General features: G+C 59.9%; 16 protein-coding genes. 7 read left to right on the top strand and 9 right to left on the bottom strand.

Annotated elements, in window-relative coordinates; all coding sequences use genetic code 11:
* Positions 1-95: 95 nt before the first annotated feature.
* Positions 96-1,613, bottom strand: a complete 1,518-nt coding sequence (gene ppx, locus C4S72_RS18740; protein WP_104004700.1) for an exopolyphosphatase — start codon at positions 1,611-1,613, stop codon at positions 96-98.
* A gap of 401 nt (positions 1,614-2,014) precedes the next feature.
* On the opposite strand from ppx, the gene trxA reads away from it, so the two are divergent.
* The 4 genes from trxA to C4S72_RS18720 all read left to right on the top strand — a co-directional run bounded on the left by trxA (position 2,015) and on the right by C4S72_RS18720 (position 5,737).
* On the top strand, positions 2,015-2,341 hold the full coding sequence (gene trxA / locus C4S72_RS18735) for a thioredoxin TrxA (protein WP_104004699.1): 327 nt from the start codon (positions 2,015-2,017) through the stop codon (positions 2,339-2,341).
* Positions 2,342-2,562: 221 nt separating this feature from the next.
* On the top strand, positions 2,563-3,822 hold the full coding sequence (rho, locus tag C4S72_RS18730; protein WP_104004698.1) for a transcription termination factor Rho: 1,260 nt from the start codon (positions 2,563-2,565) through the stop codon (positions 3,820-3,822).
* A 132-nt stretch (positions 3,823-3,954) separates the two neighbouring features.
* On the top strand, positions 3,955-5,439 hold the full coding sequence (ubiD, locus tag C4S72_RS18725; protein WP_104004697.1) for a 4-hydroxy-3-polyprenylbenzoate decarboxylase: 1,485 nt from the start codon (positions 3,955-3,957) through the stop codon (positions 5,437-5,439).
* Entirely contained in the window at positions 5,432-5,737 is a 306-nt protein-coding gene (locus C4S72_RS18720) for a 2Fe-2S iron-sulfur cluster-binding protein (protein ID WP_104004696.1), read from the top strand. Before ubiD ends, C4S72_RS18720 begins: the two co-directional genes overlap by 8 nt.
* A 6-nt stretch (positions 5,738-5,743) precedes the next feature.
* Here C4S72_RS18720 and C4S72_RS18715 read toward each other — a convergent pair whose 3' ends face one another.
* On the bottom strand, positions 5,744-6,064 hold the full coding sequence (locus tag C4S72_RS18715) for a ribbon-helix-helix domain-containing protein (protein ID WP_104004695.1): 321 nt from the start codon (positions 6,062-6,064) through the stop codon (positions 5,744-5,746).
* A gap of 217 nt (positions 6,065-6,281) precedes the next feature.
* Between C4S72_RS18715 and C4S72_RS18710 the strand changes: the two genes are divergently transcribed.
* From C4S72_RS18710 to gloA, 3 genes are all read left to right on the top strand, one after another.
* On the top strand, positions 6,282-6,872 hold the full coding sequence (locus C4S72_RS18710) for a tat (twin-arginine translocation) pathway signal sequence (RefSeq protein WP_235009192.1): 591 nt from the start codon (positions 6,282-6,284) through the stop codon (positions 6,870-6,872).
* A gap of 23 nt (positions 6,873-6,895) precedes the next feature.
* Positions 6,896-8,479, top strand: coding sequence for a GMC family oxidoreductase (locus C4S72_RS18705; RefSeq protein WP_104004693.1), 1,584 nt, complete (start codon positions 6,896-6,898; stop codon positions 8,477-8,479).
* 91 nt (positions 8,480-8,570) lie between these two features.
* Positions 8,571-9,104, top strand: coding sequence for a lactoylglutathione lyase (gene gloA, locus C4S72_RS18700; RefSeq protein WP_104004692.1), 534 nt, complete (start codon positions 8,571-8,573; stop codon positions 9,102-9,104).
* 66 nt (positions 9,105-9,170) lie between these two features.
* Here gloA and C4S72_RS18695 read toward each other — a convergent pair whose 3' ends face one another.
* The 7 genes from C4S72_RS18695 to C4S72_RS18665 form a co-directional block, all read right to left on the bottom strand.
* On the bottom strand, positions 9,171-9,668 hold the full coding sequence (locus C4S72_RS18695) for a TIGR00645 family protein (protein ID WP_235009191.1): 498 nt from the start codon (positions 9,666-9,668) through the stop codon (positions 9,171-9,173).
* A 113-nt stretch (positions 9,669-9,781) separates the two neighbouring features.
* A complete protein-coding gene (locus C4S72_RS18690; RefSeq protein ID WP_104004691.1) occupies positions 9,782-11,059 on the bottom strand; it encodes a heme biosynthesis HemY N-terminal domain-containing protein in 1,278 nt (425 codons plus the stop codon).
* On the bottom strand, positions 11,056-12,339 hold the full coding sequence (locus tag C4S72_RS18685; RefSeq protein WP_104004690.1) for a uroporphyrinogen-III C-methyltransferase: 1,284 nt from the start codon (positions 12,337-12,339) through the stop codon (positions 11,056-11,058). Before C4S72_RS18685 ends, C4S72_RS18690 begins: the two co-directional genes overlap by 4 nt.
* A 14-nt stretch (positions 12,340-12,353) precedes the next feature.
* Positions 12,354-13,139 carry a uroporphyrinogen-III synthase gene (locus C4S72_RS18680; RefSeq protein ID WP_104004689.1) on the bottom strand — a complete coding sequence of 262 codons (786 nt, stop codon included), beginning with the start codon at positions 13,137-13,139 and terminating at the stop codon, positions 12,354-12,356.
* Entirely contained in the window at positions 13,123-14,061 is a 939-nt protein-coding gene (gene hemC / locus C4S72_RS18675; RefSeq protein WP_104004688.1) for a hydroxymethylbilane synthase, read from the bottom strand. The genes C4S72_RS18680 and hemC overlap by 17 nt, the downstream gene beginning before the upstream one ends.
* 105 nt (positions 14,062-14,166) lie before the next feature.
* Positions 14,167-14,943 carry an IclR family transcriptional regulator gene (locus C4S72_RS18670; RefSeq protein WP_104004687.1) on the bottom strand — a complete coding sequence of 259 codons (777 nt, stop codon included), beginning with the start codon at positions 14,941-14,943 and terminating at the stop codon, positions 14,167-14,169.
* A 138-nt stretch (positions 14,944-15,081) separates the two neighbouring features.
* The gene (locus tag C4S72_RS18665) at positions 15,082-16,248 is read right to left on the bottom strand and encodes an iron-containing alcohol dehydrogenase (RefSeq protein ID WP_104004686.1); all 1,167 of its coding nucleotides are present in this window, start codon (positions 16,246-16,248) and stop codon (positions 15,082-15,084) included.
* Between the last annotated feature and the right edge of the window lie 307 nt (positions 16,249-16,555).

Below are 16,555 nucleotides of genomic sequence, written 5' to 3'. Positions count from 1 at the left end.
CGCCCTCGTCGCGATCAACCAGGGTGGTTTTGATTTACCGCCGTGCCGGGTTCAATCGGCGCGAGGGCGCATCTCCTACAGCAGGCGTAGCGTTCTCAGTCGATCTCCAGTTCGAAACCGATGGCGCGCAGGTATTCCGCTTCGCTGTCCAGGTCGGCGCGGGTCAGCGGATGATTTTCCAGCCAGCCAGCGGGGAAGCTCAGACGCAGCGACTTCTCCTTGACCCTGAATTTGAGCGCCGGCAGCTTCGCGGTGCTGCGGCTGCGATGCATCAGCACCGACAGGCGCAGGATCAGGCAGAGAAAGCGGTAGCTGTGGCGCTTGTCGTCCGTCAGTAGCTTGTATTCCTCCTTGGGGAATTTGCGGCGGTGGCCGCGGGCGAGGAACGCCAGCAGCTGCTGTTCGGTATTGGTAAAGCCCGGCAGGTCTGAGTGCTGCAGCAGGTAGGCGCTGTGCTTGTGAAACTGGGTGTGGGCGATGGTCAGGCCGATCTCGTGGGTGCGGGCCGCCCAGACCAGCATATTGCGATATTCCTCGCTGTTCAGTGACCAGGCATCCGCCGCCTGATCCAGCAGGAACCGCGCCGTCGTCTCGACACGCCGGCTCTGGCCTGCATCCACGTGATAGCGTTTCTTCAGAGCCTTGATGGTGCGTTCGCGTACATCCTCATGGCGCAGCCGGCCGGCCATGTCATAGAGCAACCCTTCACGTAGCGCACCATCTGAGTAATCCATGGCAGTAATACCGAGAATCTCGAACACAGCGATCAGAATAGCGGTTCCTGAGGGCAATACCGCACGGCGTGCCGGTTTGATGCCCTCGATCTCAATCTTGTCTGCCTGACCGAACTGAATCAGCTGGTCGCGGACAGCCTTAAGCCCCTCGAGGGTGATCTGCTCGCCGAAGCCGAGCGTCATACAGGCCTGGCGCAACGCCTTGGCGGTGCCGGAGGAGCCGATGGTGCTGCTCCAGCGTAAACGACGGTAATCGCGGCGGATGGCGACTAGCTCGCGCGCAGCGGCTGTGCGCGCCCTGTCCATCGCTTCGCGAGTGATGCTGCCATCACTGAAGAAACGCTTGGTGTAGCTGACGCAGCCCATATGCAGGCTTTCGAGGCGCAGCGGCTCAAAGCGTGAGCCGATAATGAATTCGGTACTGCCGCCACCGATATCCACCACCAGGCGGCGGTCGTTATCATCGGAGAGGGTATGGGCGACACCCAGGTAGATAAGTCGTGCTTCCTCGCGGCCGGCGATTACCTGAATGGGCACATCAAGGACCTCGGCGGCGCGGGCGATAAAGTGACTGCGGTTTTTCGCCTCGCGCAGGGCGTTGGTACCGACGATACGGATGCTGTCACGGGGCAGTTGGGAGACCCGCTGGGCAAAACGGCTGAGGCAGTCGAGGCCGCGCTGCTGCGCTTCCTCATCGAGCAGACCCTCGGCATCCAGTCCTGCGGCAAGCTGCACCTTCTCCGACATGATGTCGATCGGCTTGAGTTCTCCGTCGCTGACACGTGCGACCACCATATGAAAGCTGTTTGAGCCGAGGTCGATGGCGGCTAACAGATCACCCTGCTTGCCGTTGTGCGTGGAGAGGTCCTGTTCGGGCATCCTTGAATGGTCTCCGCATCGGATGAAAAGAGTCGTGCCCCGGGTTCACTTTATTGCCGGGGAATGGCGAAGATTAACAGATGTCTTCTGCGCCGTGCATGCCTAAAACCCCTGTGAAATGCGGGTTTAATACGCTGTTCACATTGGTTTCGTGCTGGTGGTATCATCACTTGTCAGTTTTTAACGCACTCGGGAAGTGCCGACATCAGTCACTTTGCCAAAGTACGGGCGAGAAAAGTACAGGCGAAATCTGCAATAAAGCTCACCATCTGATCAATACCGGCTTCAGATCTGTCTGAAGATAGGGCAGCATTGTCGCTGGTGGCTGCTAACCTTTCTGGTTTTCGCCTGGTTGCTATAGACTGATTTCATCTTCCCTGATGCACTGGAGAGCAGAGCTAATGAGTGAGAACATCGTAAGCGTTACCGATGCGACTTTCGAAGAGGAAGTCCTGAAAGCGGATGAGGCTGTCCTGGTCGATTACTGGGCTGAATGGTGCGGTCCCTGCAAAATGATTGCGCCGGTGCTGGAAGAGGTCGCCAAGGACTACGCAGGTCGCCTGAAGGTCTGCAAACTGAATATCGACGAGAACAACGAAACTCCGCCGAAATTCGGTATTCGCGGCATCCCCACGCTGATGCTGTTCAAAGGTGGCAATGTAGAAGCAACCAAGGTCGGCGCGCTGTCTAAGTCTCAGCTCGCGGCTTTTGTTGACGCCAACCTCTGATCGATGTGCGAAGACGCAATGTGCCGGTTTCCGGCCATTGCGTTTTCTTACCCCGTACGCTGGACAGCAGTTCCCTTAGGCTTTATATTGCTTTTCACTTATCTGTCCGGCTTCAGTGTCCGCTGCAGGCGTCGGCCTGAGCCACTTAACTTTTCTTCCGACTAATAACCACTCCGGTTTCCATCCTGGCCAGCCCATTGCGGCTGCGTTCAAATAAAACTATGAATCTTACCGAACTCAAAACTAAAAGCGTTCCGGAACTTCTGGATATTGCCACCCAAATGGGCCTCGAAAACATGGCCCGGTCCCGCAAACAGGACGTGATCTTCGCTATTCTGAAGAAGCACGCGAAAAGCGGGGAGGACATCTACGGTGATGGCGTTCTCGAAATTCTGCAGGATGGCTTCGGCTTCCTCCGCTCTGCAGACTCCTCCTACCTCGCCGGTCCCGACGATATCTACGTTTCCCCCAGTCAGATCAGACGCTTCAACCTCCGCACTGGTGACACCATTGCCGGTAAGATCCGTCCGCCGAAGGATGGGGAGCGCTACTTCGCGCTGCTGAAGGTCAACGAGATCAACTATGACCGTCCGGAAAACGCCAAGAACAAGATTCTGTTCGAAAACCTGACGCCGCTGTTTGCACAGAAGCGTCTGCGGATGGAGATAGGCAACGGCAGTACCGAAGATATCACCGCTCGTGTACTCGACCTGGTTACCCCGATGGGTAAAGGCCAGCGTGCGCTGATCGTGTCTCCGCCTAAGGCCGGTAAGACGCTGATGCTGCAGAACATCGCCAACAGCATTACCCGTAACAATCCCGAGTGCTACATGATCGTTCTGCTGATCGATGAGCGCCCGGAGGAAGTGACCGACATGCAGCGCACCGTGCGCGGTGAAGTGGTTGCCTCCACCTTCGATGAGCCGCCGTCACGCCACGTGCAGGTTGCCGAGATGGTGCTGGAAAAGGCCAAGCGCCTGACCGAGCACAAGAAGGACGTAGTCATTCTGCTCGACTCCATCACCCGTCTGGCCCGTGCCTACAACACCGTTATCCCGTCATCCGGCAAGGTACTGACCGGTGGTGTTGATGCTCACGCACTGGAGCGTCCGAAGCGTTTCTTCGGTGCTGCGCGTAACATCGAAGAGGGCGGCAGCCTGACCATCATCGCTACCGCGCTGGTCGATACCGGTTCCAAGATGGACGAGGTTATCTTCGAGGAGTTCAAGGGTACCGGTAACTCCGAGGTGCACCTGGACCGCAAGATCGCTGAGAAGCGTGTCTTCCCGTCGATCAATATCCGTCGCTCCAGCACCCGTCGAGAAGACCTGCTGACCTCTGAGGAAGAACTGCAGCGCATGTGGATCCTGCGCAAGCTGCTGGACTCCATGGAAGACACCGCAGCGACCGAGTTCGTCATCGACAAGCTGAAGGACTTCAAGACCAACGATGAGTTCTTCATGTCGATGAAGCGCAAGTAACAGCGACTGATCCATCGTTAGAAAGGGTGAGTAAGAGAAGCCTGAAGAGCGCTTCACTACTCGCCCTTTTTTATGCCCCTCGATCGGGCCTGTAACCGATAAACTGGAACTCAGCAGAAGGTATCCAAGCTGATGACTAGCCCCAAGTACAAGGATCTGCGCGACTTTATCAAGATGCTGGAGTCGCGCGGAGAGCTCAAACGTATCCGCACCGAGGTCGATCCCTACCTGGAGATGACCGAAATCAGCGATCGCACACTACGGGCCGGCGGCCCGGCGCTGCTGTTCGAAAACCCCAAGGGCTATGACTACCCGGTGCTGACAAACCTGTTCGGTACGCCGGAGCGGGTTGCCCTCGGCATGGGTGAAGAGTCCGTCGAGGCGCTGCGGCAGGTAGGTGAAACCCTGTCTCAGCTGAAAGAGCCGGAACCGCCCCGCGGTATGAAAGATGCCTGGGAAAAGCTGCCGCTGTACAAGCAGGTGCTGAATATGGGGCCGAAAGTGGTCAAGAATGCGCCCTGTCAGCACACGGTGATCGAAGGGGATGACGTTGATCTGAACCGTATCCCGATCCAGACCTGCTGGCCCGGCGATGCAGGTCCCCTGGTGACCTGGCCGCTGGTGGTAACCCGTGGCCCGGAAAAGCCACGCCAGAACCTGGGTATCTATCGTCAGCAGCTGATCGGTCGCAACAAGCTGATCATGCGCTGGCTATCCCATCGTGGCGGCGCGCTGGATTTTCGCGAGTGGCAGCAGCAGCATCCCGGTGAGCCTTTCCCTGTAGCCGTGGCACTGGGTGCTGATCCGGCGACTATTCTGGGTGCCGTGACTCCGGTTCCCGATACTCTGTCGGAATACGCCTTTGCCGGCCTGCTGCGCGGCGGCAAGACCGAGGTGGTGAAGTGCATCGGCAGCGATCTGCAGGTGCCGGCTAGCGCTGAGATCATTCTCGAAGGGTTTATCTATCCCGGCGAGATGGCCGATGAAGGTCCCTTTGGCGACCATACCGGCTATTACAACGAGGTGGACCAGTTCCCGGTGTTTACCGTGGAGCGGATCACCCAGCGTGAAGTGCCGATCTATCACAGTACCTACACGGGCCGTCCGCCCGATGAACCGGCGGTGCTGGGGCTGGCCCTGAACGAAGTGTTCGTGCCGATCCTGCGCAAGCAGTTCCCGGAGATCGTCGACTTCTACCTGCCGCCGGAGGGTTGCTCCTACCGCATGGCGGTGGTGACCATGAAGAAGCAGTACCCGGGCCACGCCAAGCGCGTGATGTTTGGTGTCTGGTCCTTCCTGCGCCAGTTCATGTACACCAAGTTCGTGATTGTCTGCGATGATGATGTGAATGCCCGCGACTGGAAAGACGTGATCTGGGCGATCACCACCCGCATGGATCCGGCCCGGGATACGCTGCTGGTAGAAAACACCCCGATCGACTACCTCGACTTTGCCTCGCCGGTATCGGGCCTAGGTTCGAAGATGGGAATGGACGCCACCAACAAATGGCCAGGCGAGACCGACCGTGAGTGGGGCGTTCCGATCGAGATGGACCAGGCGGTGAAGGATCGCGTCGACAGCCTCTGGGATGAGCTGGATATTCTCGGTAATGGCTGAACAGCCTGACGCCGTGCGCTGGCAGATCCGTGTGCAGGGCGTCGAGCAGGTGATTCAGGCTGGCAGTGGTGAAACACTGCTCTCAGCCCTCGAGCAGGCGGGTGTGCCGGTACGGCATGCCTGTCGCAACGGCGTCTGTGAGATCTGTGAGGCGCGTCTGATCGCCGGTGCGGTGACTCAGCGCTATCCGGCGCTGCAGATTCAGGCGGGCGGGGATGCACCCCTGCTGAGGCTCTGTGCGGCCTACGCCGCCAGCGATCTGGAGCTGGAACTGATGCCCTACGCCTGGAAACGCTGAAACCGCTCAGCCGGCGACGGCGGCCTTGGGCAGCAAAGGCTCGGCGAAGCCGCCGGTGGCAGCGCTGGCTTTGTTGTTCAGGTAGATCGCACAGGCGACGCGCAACAGCGAGGCCAGATTGCCAACCTCACCGCGTTCTTCGATCACTTCGGTATACAGCTGGCTGATGAACTGCCCGGCGGATAGATCCTGCTCGGCGGCCAGCTCTTCCAGAATATCCCAGAACTCGTTTTCCAGCCTGACGCTGGTGACACAGCCCTGCAGTCTTACGGAACGGGTGACACACTCGTAACGGTCCGGTGTGGTCGACGCATAAACTCTGCACATGGTTGTTCTCCCTCTTTGTTTTTGTTGGCCAAACCATGGCGCCCTGACGGGCTGAGTCAGGCTGGGCGGCTCAGGGTGGAATATTCAATGTAGTACTCCACTAATACCCGCGGCCCGTTAACTCCGCCTAGACTCGTCCCTGATGCTAACCGGCATAAAGTCCGACAACAACAATAAGATGATCGGGCAGCGGTGCTGTCCGTGTCAGGAGAAAGCCATGTCATCGAAGAATCTTTCCAGGCGCACCTTCCTGAAGGCGGGTGGTGGTGCGCTGGTCGGCACGCTGGCAATGTCCGGTGGAGCCATTGCGTTGCTTGCCCCAAGCCGCAGCTGGGCCGTGACCACGAACCATCTCAGCACCGCTGAGGGCGAGGTCCTGCTTGGTTTTACCCGTCAGCTGTTTCCGCATCGGGATCTTGAAGATGCCGTGTACGCCCTGGTGGTGAAGGCTCTGGACAAGCAGATCGATAGCGATCCCGGCGTCTATACCCTGCTGATCGAAGGTGTCTCGATGCTGAACCGAAGTGCCGGCGGTGACTGGCTGGCGCTGGATAAGACGGCGAGGGCCGCCAGTGCCAGAGCAGTACGCACCAGCCTCAATCCCTTCTTTGAAAAGATCCGCTCCACCGCGGTCGTGGCGCTGTATGACAACCCTCTGGCCTATGCCCATTTCGGTTATCAGGGCTCGGATGGGGATGGCGGCTACCTGTTGCGGGGGTTTAACGACCTGACCTGGTTACCGGATCCGGGGCAGCCGGACTCGGGCCCGCTACCGCCCGGGGTCGCTAATAAAAATAACAACGCCTGAGCCAGGATTGAGGAGTAAACCCTATGTCTGTATTCGAAAATTACGCAAGGTTTGACCAGGATGACGCCAGCGTTGTCGTCATCATCGGCTCCGGCGCCGGCGGCGGTACCCTGGCCAATGAGCTGGCCCAGAAGGGGATCGACGTGGTGGTTCTTGAGGCCGGCAGTTTTAACGACCGTCTCGATTTTCACGCCGATGAGTGGCCTGCTTTCAGCCAGCTTTCCTGGCTGGATAACCGCACCACCAGCGGTGACTGGCGTATCGCCAAGGATTTTCCCAACCTGCCCACCTGGATCTGCAAGACCGTGGGTGGCACCACGGTGCACTGGGCCGGCGCCAGTCTGCGCTTTCAGCCTCACGAGTTCAGCGCGAAAAGCCATTACGGCGAGGTGGCAGGCGCCAATCTGCTGGATTGGCCGATCGGTTACGAGGATCTCGAACCTTTTTACATTCAGGCCGAGAAAAAGATGGGCGTAACCCGGACCAACGGCAACAAGGGGTTACCCGGTAACAACAACTTCAAGGTGATGCATGCCGGCGCCGAGAAGATGGGTTATGCCTGCACCACGGGCCATATGGCGATTAACAGTGAAACCCGCGACGGCCGCCCCGGTTGCCAGCAGCGCGGATTCTGTTTCCAGGGCTGCCGCTTTGGCGCCAAGTGGTCGACGCTCTATACCGAGCTGCCCGCCGCGGCGAAGACAGGTCATATGGAACTGCGTACCGATTGCCACGTGGCGCAGATCGAACATGATGCCCAGGGCAAGGCCACCGGTGTCACCTACTTCGATGCCTCGGGTCAGTTGCAGCGACAGAAGGCGCGTCTTGTCGCCGTAGCGGGTAACTCCATCGAGACGCCGCGCCTGCTGTTGAACTCGGCCTCCAGCCTGTTCCCGCAGGGGATGGCCAACAGCTCGGGGCAGGTGGGTCGCAACTATATGCGCCATACCACAGGCTCGGTGTACGCCACCTTCGACAAGCCGGTGCATATGTATCGCGGCACCACCATGGCGGGGCTGATCTCAAACGAGGCTAAGCACGATCCGAGCCGCGGCTTTGTCGGTGGCTACGAGATGGAAACCCTGTCGCTGGGATTACCGTTCATGGCGGCGTTTCTTGATCCCGGTGCCTGGGGCGAGCAGTTCACCCACGCCATGGATCAGTACGAAAACATGGCCGGCATGTGGATCGTTGGTGAGGACATGCCGCAGGAGAGCAACCGCATCACGCTGCATGGCGAACTGAAAGACCAGCACGGTCTGCCGGTACCGAACGTGCATTATGACGATCACCCCAATGACCTGGCGATGCGTGATCATGGCTTCAAGCAGGGGGCTGCGCTCTATCGGTCGGTGGGTGCCCTTGAAACCTATGAGGTTCCGCCCTATCCGTCAACGCACAACCTGGGTACCTGCCGTATGAGCGAAAAAGCGGCCGATGGGGTTTGTAATGCCTTCGGTCGTACCCATGATGTACCCAACCTCTTTATTTCGGACGGCAGCCAGTTCACCAGCTCGGCGGCGGAAAATCCGACGTTGACCATCGTTACGCTGGCGATCCGCCAGGCCGGCCATATCGCCGAGCTGATGAGCCGGGGCGAGGTGTAACTGACGCACAGAGGCGTTCGATTTTCCAAGGCGTTCCTCCTGTAGCTGGGGGGACGCACAGATTCAAAGGCATCCACTAAAGGAGATATGTATGAGTTTTGCAGGTGAACAGGTACCCGGAGTGGAACAGCCCGCCCCAGAGGCGCAGGGCTTCCGCCTTAATCACAGCATGCTGAGGGTGAAGGATCCGGCGGTATCGCTGGCGTTTTATACCCGTGTTTTCGGCATGCGCCTGCTGCGCAAGCTGGACTTCGAGGAGATGAGTTTCTCGCTTTACTTCCTCGGTCGTCTGGATGATGACGAGGTGATCCCGGAGGAGATAGGTGAGCGCACCGCCTGGACCTTCAGCCAGCGTGGCCTGCTGGAGCTGACCCACAACTGGGGTACCGAAACCCAGGAGGGCTTCAGCTACCACAACGGAAATGCCGAGCCGCAGGGCTTTGGTCATATCTGCTTCACCGTGCCGGATCTGGATGCGGCGATCGCCTGGTTCGATGCCAACGAGGTGGAGTATGTGAAGCGCCCGGAGCAGGGCAAAATGAAGGATGTGGCCTTTATTAAGGATCCTGATGGTTACTGGATCGAGATCGTCGAACCCGCGCGAATGAAAAACGTAGGTCGCTGAAGGCGAAACCACGGCATCAAAAAAGGGCTCGTTTGAGCCCTTTTTTGTGGGTACTGATCAAGGTGATCAGTACGACTTCTTGGTCAGCTTGTCGAGCAGGCCCATGGCGAAGGCGGAAACCACAAACGTCAGGTGGATGAGCACGTACCAGAGCAGTTTGTCGTTTTCGATATTCTGCGCATTCATGAAAACCTTCAGCAGGTGGATCGACGAGATCGCCACGATGGAGGCGGCGACCTTGTTTTTCAGGCTGTTGGTATCCAGTGTGCCCAGCCAGCTCAGTTTCTCCGAGCCCTCGTCCAGGTCGATCCGGGAGACGAAGTTCTCGTAGCCGGAGAACATCACCATCACCAGCAGACCGCCCACCAGGGTCAGGTCGATCAGCGACAGGATCACCAGCACCAGCTCGGTTTCAGCGATCTCGCCGATATGCGGCAGCAGATGGGCCAGTTCCATGAAGAACTTGATGCCCAGGGCGATCAACGCCAGGCTCAGTCCCAGATAAATCGGCGCCAGGATCCAGCGCGACAGGTACATCAGACGTTCGAACTGACGTTCCAGCATCTCTTTTACGGTCCTCTAAAAAATTGAAGGCCCCAGTAATCTGGGGCCCGGTGTTCAGGTTTCAATACCCGCAGCGGATACCTGTAACTAATAATCTGCTTGAGTTACAGACATCAGAGCTTGGGCTTGGTTTCGTCCATATCCGGCCGGGCGGTTTCCGTCGGCAGCGGCAGAGCAGGTAGCTTGCCATTGACCAGGTCAAAGCCCAGGGCAGAGATCTCGCCGGCGCGCTCCTTCTCGCCCAGGTGGCTGAGTAGACGGCTGAGCTCGGCGTAGGCTTCGGCGCTGGGCTGCAGCTCGATGCTTTGCTCGAAATGCTTGATCGCTGCGCCCCAGTGCTCGTTCTGCATCGACAGACGGCCCAGGGTCAGCTCCAGCGCAGCGCTCGCGTCGTGCTTCTTAAGCCAGGCGCGGGCGGTATCCAGCTGCTTGTGCGGAGTGCTGCTGGTAATACGGCCGTACAGTGCCACCAGCTCCTCATCCCACTGTTTCTTCAGCTGCTCGCGCAGCATCTTCTCGGCTTCGTCGGCGCTGCCTGCTTCGACCATCAGGCCGATATACTGCTGGATCAGGGCCGGGTCATGGGTGCAGTTGGCCGGGAGTTCCTGCCAGGTGTGAGCCACGGCCTGGAGGCGGGTTTTGCTGTCCGCTTCGGCTGGCTGGCTGCTCAGGCTCTGCGTCAGCAGGTGGCGTGCGGCACGGGTTTCCAGGTCACGCAGTTGCTGCTCCGGCAGCACCTGGTGGCGGCGCAGGTCATGCATCAGATGGGTCAGACCGGACCAGTCATTGAGGCGCACATAGGCTTCTTTCAGCAGTTTGAGCACGTAACTGTGTTTCGGTGCCAGGCGCTTCAGGTGCAGCAGGGTCGCCAGTGCCGGCTCGTTCTGTCCGCGGGAAAGCTGGATCTGTGCCTGCACGATGCCCACCGCCACTTCCGCTTTCGGTGTGGCTTCACGGGCTTTCTGCAGCAGGTTGTCCGCGGCGTTGGTTTCGCCCTGTTCATGGGCGGCCTTGGCAGCGGCCAGGTAGTTGATCAGCGGCTGTTCGCTGCGCTCGGCGGCCTGGGTCAGGAAGCGCTGGGCCTTCCACCAGTTACCTTCGGACAGCGCCATCAGGCCTTTCAGTGTCTTGCTCTGTGCAATCTTCTGGTTACGGCGCCCGCGCCAGTTGCGTACCCGCTGCGCAGGCAGACGGGCGCGGCCGATCAGGTTGATCAGGGTGTGCAGCACCGCGAAGGCGATGATCGCCATCAGCAGCAGTACCCAGAGGCTGGTTTCGACCGTGGTTTCCTTGTAGGCGAGCAGCACGTAGCCCGGATCCTGCACCATCAGCTGACCGAGCCAGGCGCCGGCCAGCAGCAACAGCAGCAGGATGATGAAGAAGCGTTTCATCGGTTCGCCTCCTGTTTCAGACGTGCCATCTCACTCAGGTGCGCCTTGAGGGCCTTGAGCGAGCCTGAGATGTCCGGCAGTTCGGGGGCAACGTTGATCTCCTGCAGCTCGGCGAAAGCGCGCAGCAGTGACTGGGTAGTGGCGTCCTTGTCGTCGAAGTAGGTGCCTACCCAGTCGGCGGCCTTGACCAGGCTGGCGTCGAACGCCTCTTGCTTGCGCTGCAGCAGCGCCAGTTGCGCCTGCTCGAGCATCAGGTGCAGGTTCTGCTGCAGGTAGTAGGTCTGTTCCGGTGACATCAGCGGTTCTACCGGTTCATCCCGGTGCTGAATCACCACCAGCTTCTCAAACTTGTCCACCGCCTTGCCCCAGGCGGCGGCTGCGCCTTCGGTCCAACTCTTCTCCACCGATTCCGGTGTGATCTCTTCGAGCATGGCGGGCAGCTTGCGCTTATCGGTGATCGGTGTGACGCGCAGGTTATCCACCTGGCTGCTCAGGGCCGCCAGCTGCAGGTAGATGCCTTCCGTATCCAGGCTCGGCACCGCTTCCAGCGCGGCGATATCCTGGGCCAGGGCTTCACGCACCGGGTAGAGCGCCACATCGTCGCTTTCACGCAGGATTTGGTCTGTCGACTTCAGCAGCGTCAGCGCGCCGGTGGCGGTCTGCTCCATCAGTACGCGCTGGTTGGCCAGGCGCAGCAGGTATTCCGCTTCCGCCAGCAGGAAGTCCTCGCGGGAAGTTTCCCGGGTGGCGTTGACCTGTTTGATGGCATCGGTCAGGCGCTGCTGCAGTTGGGCGATATTCTGTTTGTCGGATTCGGCCTGGCTTTTCAGTGCGCCGAGGGTCTCGCTGACACCGCTGACGCGATCGGCGATCTGGGCGCGGGTATTGGCCAGTTCGGTTTCGACCTGCTGGGCGATGGCGCCCTGGGAGCTGGTGGTGCTCTGTTTGAGCTCCCAACCCTGCCAACACAGGTAACCGACGCCCCCAAGGGATATCACCGACAGCAGCAACGCCAGTTTGCCGGGCCAGGTGGCCGGCTTTTTCGGCTCACTGGCCGGTGGCTGGGTGCCTGAAGCTCCAGCATCGCCAGCAGACGCAGCGCTGCTGGCAGCGTGGTTATCCGCGGCCTTGCTGCTGTCTGTGGATGATGGAGGTGCTGAATTCGTGGTCTTTTCAGAGGAGGAGTCGCTGGCGCCGGTAGAGTCCACGGCGCTGATCTGTTCTTCGCTTTTTGACTCGGTTGCCGAGGTTTGCTCCTCGGGCTTGCGGGTATCGTTCATACCTTAGATTCCAGTCAGTCGGCAGGTCTTAATGCGCGGATCATGGACGAGTCATCCGGTCCGTCCGCTATCCTGATTCGTGTAAAGCCCCGGGCACTGGCGAGATCGGCAATCCGCCGGCTCGGAACGATCAATGCTGTTTCAAGTAGATCCGACTCTGCTCCTGCAAGTTCCAGCAGGTTATCCAGAGCCATGCCGCTGGTTATCAGAATAACGGATAAACGCTGTGCATAAATAGTACTTTTGATTTGCGCCTGGCTGTAGCTTGGACAGACACGCCTGTACAGGTCAGCGTAGTCTACTGTGGCGCCGCGTGACTTGAGTGTCTCGGCGAGCAGCTCACGACCGCCTTCTCCACGCAGGATCAGAAAGCGTTTTTCGCTCACATCAGCGAGCAGCGGGTCGGCCAGCAGGGCTTCTGAATCGAAGCCGTTGGCCACATGGTAAGCGGGGATACCGAGCTGCGACAGGGTCGCAGCGGTGCCGGCGCCGATCGCCAGCCAGTCTATCCCCAGCGGCAGCTGCGGCCAGTAGGCATCGATCCACTGCTCGCCGATACGGGCTGCGTTGGGGCTGACAAAGATAACCCCGGCGTAAAGATCGAGATCGAGAATGCGCGCCTTGATCAGGTTGAAGGCGCTCCGGTCGCTTTCATCGATCGGTGCGATCTCAAGCAGCGGGAAGGGGACAGGTTCAGCGCCCTGCTTTTGCAGCGTATCGATCAGCCCCTCAGCCTGATGAGCCGGGCGGGTGACCAGCACCCGCAGCCCCGCCAGCGTCTGTTCAGCCACGCTCGGCATACACCTCTTGCAGAATCTGAGCCGCACCGGCGTTGAGCAGTCGCTCCGCCAGGGTGATACCGAGCTGTTCCGCCTGATCCACCGGGCCGCGGATCTCGTCGCGCAGCACCAGGGTACCGTCGGGGCGTCCTACCAGGCCGCGCAGCCAAATTTCGCTGATATCGTCGTTGAGGGTGGCGTAGCAGCCGATCGGCACCTGGCAGCCGCCTTCAAGGCGACGGTTCATGGCGCGCTCAGCGAGCACACGGTAAGCGGTCTCGGTGTGGTGCAGCGGCATGATCAGGTCGATCAGTTCCTGATCGTCGCTGCGGCATTCGATACCGACCGCACCCTGGCCGCCGGCGGGCAGGCTCTCTTCGGCCGGCATTTCGTAGCGGATGCGCTCGTTCAGCTCCAGGCGCATCAGGCCTGCGGTGGCGAGGATGATGGCGTCGTAGTCGCCGTTATCCAGTTTGCCGAGGCGGGTCTGCACGTTGCCGCGCAGGAATTTGACCTGCAGATCCGGACGGCGCTCACGCAGCTGCACTTCACGGCGCAGTGAAGAGGTGCCGACAACGGCGCCTTCCGGCAGCTCGTCCAGGTGGTTGTAGCTGTTGCTGACGAAGGCGTCGGTGGGGTTTTCCCGCGGGCAGATGACCGCCAGGCCGAGTCCCGCCGGAAACTCCATCGGCACATCCTTCATGGAGTGCACGGCGATATCCGCTTCGCCATCGAGCATGGCGTTTTCCAGTTCCTTGACGAACAGCCCCTTGCCGCCGATCTTCGCCAGCGGCGTATCGAGAATCTTGTCACCTTTGGACTCGATCTTCAGCAGCTCCACCTGGATACCGGGGTGGATGCGCTCCAGTTCTGCCTTGACGTATTCGGCCTGCCAGAGGGCAAGCAGGCTGCGGCGGGTGGCGATGCGGATGGTTCTGCTCATGGGTGAATCCTTGTCAGGAGGCTTGGCCTCACCGGGTGGCAATTTAAATGCAATGGAATGGCGGGCAGTGTAACAGAAAGCGCACTGTGGATTGACTGATACGCCTCAGCTCTGCAGCGGCCCGCGGATCACCTGTTCCAGCTGCCGCGCTGCTTCGCGCAGCAGGGGCTCGAACTTCAGCAGGTCTTCCAGGGTACAGCGGATCACCGGAGCATGAGTGAACAGGCAGGCCAGCAGCCGCTCGTTTTCATCCTTGATCGGCACCGCGACCGCGACCATGCCGTCGATGAACTCTTCGTTATCCACAGCCAGTTGCTGTTCGTCGGTATGGGCAAGCTCATCCAGCAGTTCGCCCGGGTCGGTCAGGGTATTGCGCGAGTACTGCTGCACCGGCAGCTTTTCGATCATCAGCTGGCGCTGGCTTTGGGTCAGGCTGGAGAGGTAAAGCTTACCGCTGGCGGTGCACCAGGTTGGCGTATGGCTGCCGATCGGCAGGTTGATCTGCAGGGGCCAGTTGGTCTGGATGCGGTCGAAGTAGAGCATCTCGGTACCGTCGGGGATCGCCAGGCCGCAGGTTTCACCGATCTTACGGGACAGGTCTTCAAGAATGGCGCGGCGCTGCGCCTTGTAGCGGCCGGCATAGATGATCCCCAGGGCGGTCTGATGCAGGCGTGCGCCGGGGATGACAAAGCCGCGCATGTTGGTCTGCAGGAAGCCCTCGGCCTCCAGGGTCTGGATCAGCCGATGGCCGGTAGCCTTGGGGATATCGAGTTCCTTGGCGAGCTCCGTGGGGGTCATGGGTTTGCTGGCGCTGGCGACCGCTTCTACGATTTCGAGCACACGCAGAATCGAGGATCCCTTCTCGCGGCGAGTATTGGTCATGGGGTAGCTGTCTGTCCGTCGTTAGTTATTCGTTATTAGGGATTTGACGCAGAGTATACCTTTGGCGGCTGAGCAGGTCCTGGAACGTCAGTGGCGGATGAGCGGGCCGCCACTGATCGCAGTTAAGAGTGCCTGGTCTTATTGCTGGTTCCAGACAGCGGTGTAAAGCTCGACCAGCTCCGCAACGCTGGGGACGCGCGGATTGTTGCCGGGTGAACCTGAGGCAAGCGCCTGTTCCGCCATGGTTTCGCGCAGTTCGAAATAACGGCTTTCGTCGATACCGAAGTCGGCGGGGCTGGGTACCTGAAGCTCCGCATTCAAGGCGCGCAGTTCGGCGATCAGCTTGCGGTTGGCGGTGGCGGTATCGTCGCTATGCTCGGCGGCGCCGATGGCGCGGGCGCAGTCCGCATAACGCTCAGCGGCGCTATCCAGTGAGAAGGCGGTCACGGTGGGCAGCAGCATGGCGTTGGAGAGGCCGTGCGGGACATGGAAAAAGGCGCCTATCGGCCGGCTCATACCGTGTACCAGCGCGACCGATGCGGCGGAGAAAGCGACGCCGGCCAGGGTCGAGCCCAGCATCATCGCCTCGCGGGCTTCACGGTCATCCGGAGTGTGATAGGCGCGGCGCAGGTTGGGGCCGATCAGGCGCATGGCGGCCAGGGCCTGGCTGTCACTGTAGGGATTGGCCTTGGCGCTGACGTAGGCTTCCATGGCGTGGGTCAGGGCGTCGATACCGGTATCGGCGGTGACGCGCGGCGGTGCCGAAAGGGTCAGCTCAAAATCCACCAGCGCCGCGGCCGGCATAAAACCGAGGCCAACACAGAGCATCTTCTCGTCCTTGTCGCCGTCGGTGATGATGGTGAAACGGGTGACTTCGGAGCCGGTACCGGCGGTGGTGGGAATGGCAATAACCGGCAGCCCCTGTTCGCTGACATCGCGGGGGAATTTGTAATCGCGCATCTGGCCGCCGAACTTGCCGAGAATCGAGATCGCCTTGGCGGAATCGATGGGGCTGCCGCCGCCAAGGGCGATAATGGCGTCGTAGCTGCCCGCTTTGACCTTATCCACGCCGGCGATGATCGATGCCTCGGTGGGCTCCGGCAGGGTATCTGCGAACAGGTCGCTGTCGAGGCCAGCTGCGCTGAGCACCGCCTGGAGTTTATCCACATAGCCCAGCTTCACCATCATCTGATCGGTGACGATCAGCGGTTTGCTGCAGCCCAGCGCGGCGAGGATTTCGGGAGCCTTCTGGCTGGCGCCGGCGCCGACCTCAAGCAGGCGTGGCAGGATAATTCGGTTGCTCATGAGCGTTCTCCGGGAATTCAGTGAAAGCGGGCCGGGCGCAGCAGTCAACGTAGAGCCGCTGGCTCTTTACCCAAACGCTGCCTGTGAGCGGCATCCGCTAAAGGTTAGTCGCTTGACGCAGGCGCTGCCGGCTTTGGCCTCTTCTATCTTAGTGAGACTAAAAGTCTCGTTATCAAGATAGTCTATTCAATCATAATGAGACCAGTGGTTTCAAAATAAGAATAAAATGATGTTCTGGGGAGCGGGGCAGGCGAGAAAGAATCGCTTTCGTTGCTGAGTATCATCGGTCTGCCAAACAGGCGCCAAA

The sequence above is a fragment of the Marinobacterium lutimaris genome, assembly GCF_900108065.1.
GTDB classification, from domain to species: Bacteria; Pseudomonadota; Gammaproteobacteria; order Pseudomonadales; family Balneatricaceae; genus Marinobacterium_D; species Marinobacterium_D lutimaris.
Note: the sequence above shows the minus strand (reverse complement) of the source record. Positions and strands in the feature narration are given on the sequence as shown.